4 protein-coding genes are annotated in these 5,632 nt (G+C 41.4%); 2 read left to right on the forward strand and 2 right to left on the reverse strand.

From position 1 onward, the window contains the following. The first annotated feature begins 192 nt into the window (after positions 1–192). Both B2Z67_RS08680 and B2Z67_RS08685 read left to right on the forward strand, forming a co-directional pair. Positions 193–2,517: a TonB-dependent receptor gene (locus B2Z67_RS08680; protein ID WP_291529429.1), complete on the forward strand. Its 2,325-nt coding sequence runs from the start codon at positions 193–195 to the stop codon at positions 2,515–2,517. A gap of 313 nt (positions 2,518–2,830) precedes the next feature. Further along, a complete protein-coding gene (locus tag B2Z67_RS08685; RefSeq protein ID WP_291529430.1) occupies positions 2,831–3,559 on the forward strand; it encodes a transposase in 729 nt (242 codons plus the stop codon). Positions 3,560–4,133: 574 nt separating this feature from the next. Here the strand turns inward: B2Z67_RS08685 and B2Z67_RS08690 are convergent. Together B2Z67_RS08690 and B2Z67_RS08695 are read right to left on the reverse strand one after the other, a co-directional pair. Then, complete coding sequence (locus tag B2Z67_RS08690; protein WP_291529431.1) at positions 4,134–4,664, reverse strand: hypothetical protein; 531 nt, start codon at positions 4,662–4,664, stop codon at positions 4,134–4,136. Between the two features lie 8 nt (positions 4,665–4,672). Further along, positions 4,673–5,632 (reverse strand): RHS repeat-associated core domain-containing protein (locus B2Z67_RS08695; RefSeq protein WP_291529432.1); only part of this gene is annotated, 960 nt, incomplete at its 5' end.

Here is a 5,632-nt window from a genome sequence, read left to right on the forward strand (position 1 = left end):
AATACAAAGTGACAAAATGACAACCCCCTTAACTCCTTGCGCTAAGTCAGGACATAATGAAAACAGCTGATTTACTGAACTTTTCCTATGATTGATGCAACTTTTAGGAACGTTTATACGTCTAATTATAAACAAACAACCTGAGAACGGGACGGGCCATTCCGAAATAGGGCATCAAATCATAAAAGTAACATGAAAAGAATAGTAATAGCCATACTATTAAGCGGTATGGTACAGGGAGCTTTCGCTCAACAGGTAGAAATAAAAGGAACCGTACGCAATGCCACAAACCAAGAAGCCGTGGAGTTTGCAAACATAGTGCTTCAAACCATTGACTCCACATTTGTAACAGGCGTATCAACCAATCAGGAAGGCTACTTCGCTCTCAATAAAATAGATGCGGGAGATTATAGATTAGTACTTTCCAGCATCGGATACCAGACCCAATACATCACACTAAACGGAGTGAAGCAGAACACCAATCTGGGAAACATCCTTCTGGAAGATGCCGCCATCGCCCTGGAAGACGTAACCATCAGCGGTTCCAACCAGATAAGCCGCTCCGACCGGAAACTGGTGTTCCCATCCGAACGCCAGATGAAGGTTTCCACCAATGGTGTCAACCTGTTACAGGAACTGATGCTTCCGCGCATTCTGGTCAATCCCATGAACAATGAAATCGGAATTTCCGGCGGAGGCGAACTTCAATTGCGCATCAACGGGGTGAAGGCCGATATAAATGAAATAAAAACATTGCGTCCCTCTGATATTATCCGGATTGAGTACCACGACAATCCCGGCCTGCGCTACGGCAACGCCGAGATAGTGCTTGACTATATCGTCCGCCGCCCCGATACCGGAGGAAGTTTCGGAACAGACCTCTCGCAAGGGGTAAACGCAATGTGGGGAAATCATAATGTATTCGGCAAAGTCAACCACAAAAAGTCTGAATTCGGCGTATCTTATTTCATGGGAGTCCGCGACTTTTATGGCGGGTATCGTGATAATGAAGAAGATTTCCACCTGGCGGATGGCACCCACCTCCGGCGCGTGGAGCAAGGAGACCCCGACCGGATCATGTTATTCATGCACAACATGAATGCAAGCTACAATTACCAGGCATCCGAGAATTCCCTGTTCAGCGCAACATTCCACATGTACACAAACAACTGGCCACACGGAGATTACAAGGGTACTCTCTATAACGTAAACGACCGGACGGATATGGTGAACATGATAGACCGTACCAAGAGCAGTTTGACGCGCCCTTCATTAGACCTCTACTATCAGTACAATCTGAAGAATAAACAAACACTGGTATTTAATCTGGTAGGAACCTATAACCGCGAAAAGTCCCACCGCATCTATCAGGAAAGCCTGGACAACGAGGTACTTACTGATATCAACAACGATGTATTGGGTGATAAATACTCCCTGATCGGGGAAGTTATCTACGAAAAGCAATTCTCAAAAGGAAACGCCCTGAGCTTCGGACTGCAACATACACAATCATACGCTAACAACGAGTACCGCAACGGGCACAATTATGATACGAGAATGCGCCAGGGAAACACCTATATGTTCGGTGAGTATCACGGAAAAGCGAACAAACTGGATTACAGGTTCGGGCTTGGGCTGACCCGCTTCTACTACAGCCAAAGCGGCAAAGACGGCCATTCACAGAAGTACAACGTGAACCCGAAGATTGTGTTGCACTATACTTTCTCCGACCGTTCATTCCTGCGTTGGAAGGCCGAGGGCTTTAACGCAACTCCTTCACTGAGCGATTTAAGCGCAATAGAGCAAACCGTAGATTCATTTCAGATACGACGCGGTAACCCGAACCTGGAATCGTACTTATGCTACCGCACCGAACTGACGTACGAGTGGAAGAAAGGTATCTTCTACAGCAATCTTTACGGAAGCTACGACTATCGCCCCAATGCCATTATGGACGAGAAATACCAGGAAGGCAACAAGATTGTGCAGACATGGGACAATCAAAAAGACTGGCAAAAACTGTCCGGACGACTGATGCTCCGGGTAGGTCCATTATGGAATATGCTACAAGTATCGTTCACGGGAGGAGTAAACCACTATATGAGCCACGGCAACAAGTATTCTCATACGTATACGAACTGGTATTACGAAGGGCAAGCCTCGTTCAACTACAAGCGTTTCTCTTTGTTCTGGCAGATGAATACCAACTGGAACAATTTCTGGGGAGAAACCTTGACGGGTGGAGAGAATATTCAGATGCTGGGAGTATATTATAAGTATAAAGACCTCCGCATAGGGGCAGGCGCTTTCAACCTGTTCACAGACAACTATAAAGTGGAAAATGAAAATTGGAACCGATACGCCTCTTACAAGACAAAGATGTATATAAAAGAAAGCTCACGCATGTTCCTCGTCAACCTGTCCTACAACTTCTCTTTCGGACGCAAGTTCAAGAATATACAGAAGATGGTGAACAACAGTGACAATGACTCGGGAGTGATGAGTACAGGGAAGTAAGTGTTGAGAGATAATATTTTATTTTTTAGACGCGGATAATGCGGATTCTTCTCTTCTTAAGATTAGCAGTAGTATCTCTTATTCTCCTCCTCCCCTTTATTAAAGTTTACGTAATTTTTAATATACAGGCTTTATATAAAGTACACCAGCAAACCGAGCACGTTTCCCCTCAACCACCTCCCTACTATAACAATAGTATTGATAACCTGAGTTCGATATAATTTTTAGTACATATATCTTTAAAAATTAGGTAGATAGCTATAATTTGATTAAATTTATAGTGTCAAATCATAACATTTAATCCCATTACGCTATGCTACCTGATTCCAAAATTACAGAAATATTTTTTGTTATTGATGAGTTTTCTCAAGTATTTGATACTACCATTAAGGAGAAGTCGCTCTGTGATGGTAAAGCTCATCGCAATAAGCCTTGTAAAATGTCTGAGAGCGAAGTTGCCACCATCCTTGTACTCTTCCATCTGGGTGGATATCGGTGTCTGAAACATTTTTATCTTCAGCATGTCTGTAAACACATGAACGATGATTTTCCCAAGACATTATCCTATAACCGTTTCGTAGAATTGCAGGCCAAAGTGTCCGTAATGTTAGTCTGCTTTCTAAAGATGTGCAGATTTGGGGAATGTACCGGTATCTCTTTCGTAGACAGTACCAAACTTTGTGTTTGTGAGAACAAACGTATTCCCGCCCATAAAGTCTTTGCTGACAAAGGATACATCTCGGAAAGCCTGTTTAACCGGTTATTCTTTGATGGAATACACCTGATTACTACTGTCAGACGGAATATGAAAGAAAGATATATGACTCAGAACGATAGGATAATACTCCGAAAAAGAGCAATCATCGAAACCATTAATGACGAACTGAAGAATATCTGCCAGATAGAGCATACACGGCACAGATCGTTTGCGAACTTCATTTCAAATCTAATCGGAGGATTGACTGCATATACTTTCTTACCCAAGAAGCCATCCATTAATGTGGAGCTTGAACCAGCAGCACAATTCTTTATTCCATCCTAAAATTATATCGAACTCACGTTATTGATAGGGTTGCAACCGATACCAACAGGAAAGTTTTTCCAAACACAAATTCCATACTTGAGTCCACTTCAAAAAGTCTTTTTTATCAGAAATCAACACTCTACAGATGCTTCTGAGTGGTGATGGGTGGGGGTGGTGTGGGTAGGGGTAAAAGTGCTAAAATGCACTTTTTGAAAAGGAGTAAGATCATCATCTAACATAATAAAGTCCCTATTACTAACTCGATTGCCAAAACCGGAAATACCAATTCGCCATAATGCAACATCCTCCACTACAACATCTTTATTTATGTCTGCAAACGGATAACGGAATTGATTGAACTATCACATTATAAACAACTTTAAACGAATCAGACAAACAGCGATCCTATATAATAGGAATATCCTTTCTTACGTCCTTATTGGCGCATATAGGAATTAATAACGGAATGTCACTTTCGATACCTGTCCCCATGAATAGCATGTTACTAAACAAAGAAGCATCATCATTTCGCATTGTCGAATTTTCATTATTATTCCATTTAGTGCATCTTTAATCCTCCTCCCTGCTTGAACTATTCAAACTTTTTCACCTTTGTCAGTACTCCTGTATCAGAATAATACTTCCATTCGCCATATTCAAAAGAAAAATCACCTTCGGGGTCTTTGTCCCATAACAAAATTCCTTCTGATTTCTTAATACCATTTGGATAATAACTTATGCAATAACATTGATACGGACAAACACCTTGTGCATGGTGTTCAATAGGAATCGGCTTGTCATTTTCCTTGAAACCTTTCTGTATCATTATTAAATGTCCAAAATCTCCAAAGTAATACCAAGTACCTGTAATAGTATCGTTTTTATATTCTCCAAAACAACTAAGTTCACCTTTTGAAATACTGAATGATTTATACAGACCATTTTTTCTTCCATTTCGGTAATATATTTCAGTTCGCCAAGATTTTGTATTTTCTTTCCATAAGCCATCCTTTAGTCCTTCCCTGTTAGACTGATTGATTTTTTCAGCGTATTCTTTTTGGGCAAACATATCAATATTGAGGACTAAACCTATTGCAATTATAACAAACAACTTTTTTTTCATAATCATTTTTATTTATAAATACGTTTGGAGATACTCATTATTTTCCCGTTGGGAATAAGAGGCGGGCGATTTATATTTACAGGTGTTGACATAGTACGAGAAACTGTTACACTTACTGTGTTTTTCCGTTGGGTATCTGTATTAAAATTACCTATAAAATCTGACCATTTATTCCTATCTATCAACAAACAACCTTGTGAAACCGCACTACCCGAACTCGTCAAACCTGTCAAATTATTCAACCCCGGCTTATGTATATTGATGCCTTCGGCATAAGTCCTATTAGAATGGGCAGGATTTGCTTGTCCCAATTCTATTGTTTGCGAAGCAGCACCTTCATCGCGCATTTTCAAGGCAGTGTAACTGCCTTTGTGTAATCCAACAGTTGCATGATAAGTACCCTCTGGAACAGTTGCGTAATCATCGCTCGAGGGATTTGTATTTGCATCAAATGTTGTTGTCGTTCCGTCTGCCAAATATACTGTTGCCGTTGAAGACCCCATATTGTACTTGCTTGAAGCATCAAAAGTACCATTATACGAAAAGAAAACCGCTTGTGCATATAAACCTGACAGAAGATTACCATCCGCATCATAAGACCGGTCTTCTGGTATCCATTCGTAACCATTGTATATACGATTGCCATCGTGATCTTCATCATAAGTTGGCCTCCACGCCCTTCCGTCGGGGTCTATGTAAAGAATAGGATTGTTCATACAATAAGCATAAGGCGACCAACTGTAATAATCTTCTGCCAACGGATCAGGCGTCGAGAAAATCCCCAGTACTGAATCCTGCATCCTCGCCACAAAATCATACAAATTCAGCCCCTTCTGCGTATCCAGTTCCTTCCCTCCGAACTTGTAAGGCTGCGAGGAACTCTGGTTACCTTCGGTGAACGACATGCCGTAGGGATAGTAGTGGTTGCTTTGAACAATTGCACCATTCGCGTTGGCAACCACACGGTT

The organism is Bacteroides sp. UBA939, from assembly GCF_002293435.1.
Lineage (GTDB): Bacteria > Bacteroidota > Bacteroidia > Bacteroidales > Bacteroidaceae > Bacteroides.

Excerpts from the sequence above, each read along its gene's own strand:
- B2Z67_RS08680 (WP_291529429.1), top strand. The coding sequence starts at position 193 with ATGAAAAGAATAGTAATAGCCATACTATTAAGCGGTATGGTACAGGGA.
- B2Z67_RS08685 (WP_291529430.1), top strand. The coding sequence starts at position 2,831 with ATGCTACCTGATTCCAAAATTACAGAAATATTTTTTGTTATTGATGAG.
- B2Z67_RS08690 (WP_291529431.1), bottom strand. The coding sequence starts at position 4,664 with ATGAAAAAAAAGTTGTTTGTTATAATTGCAATAGGTTTAGTCCTCAAT.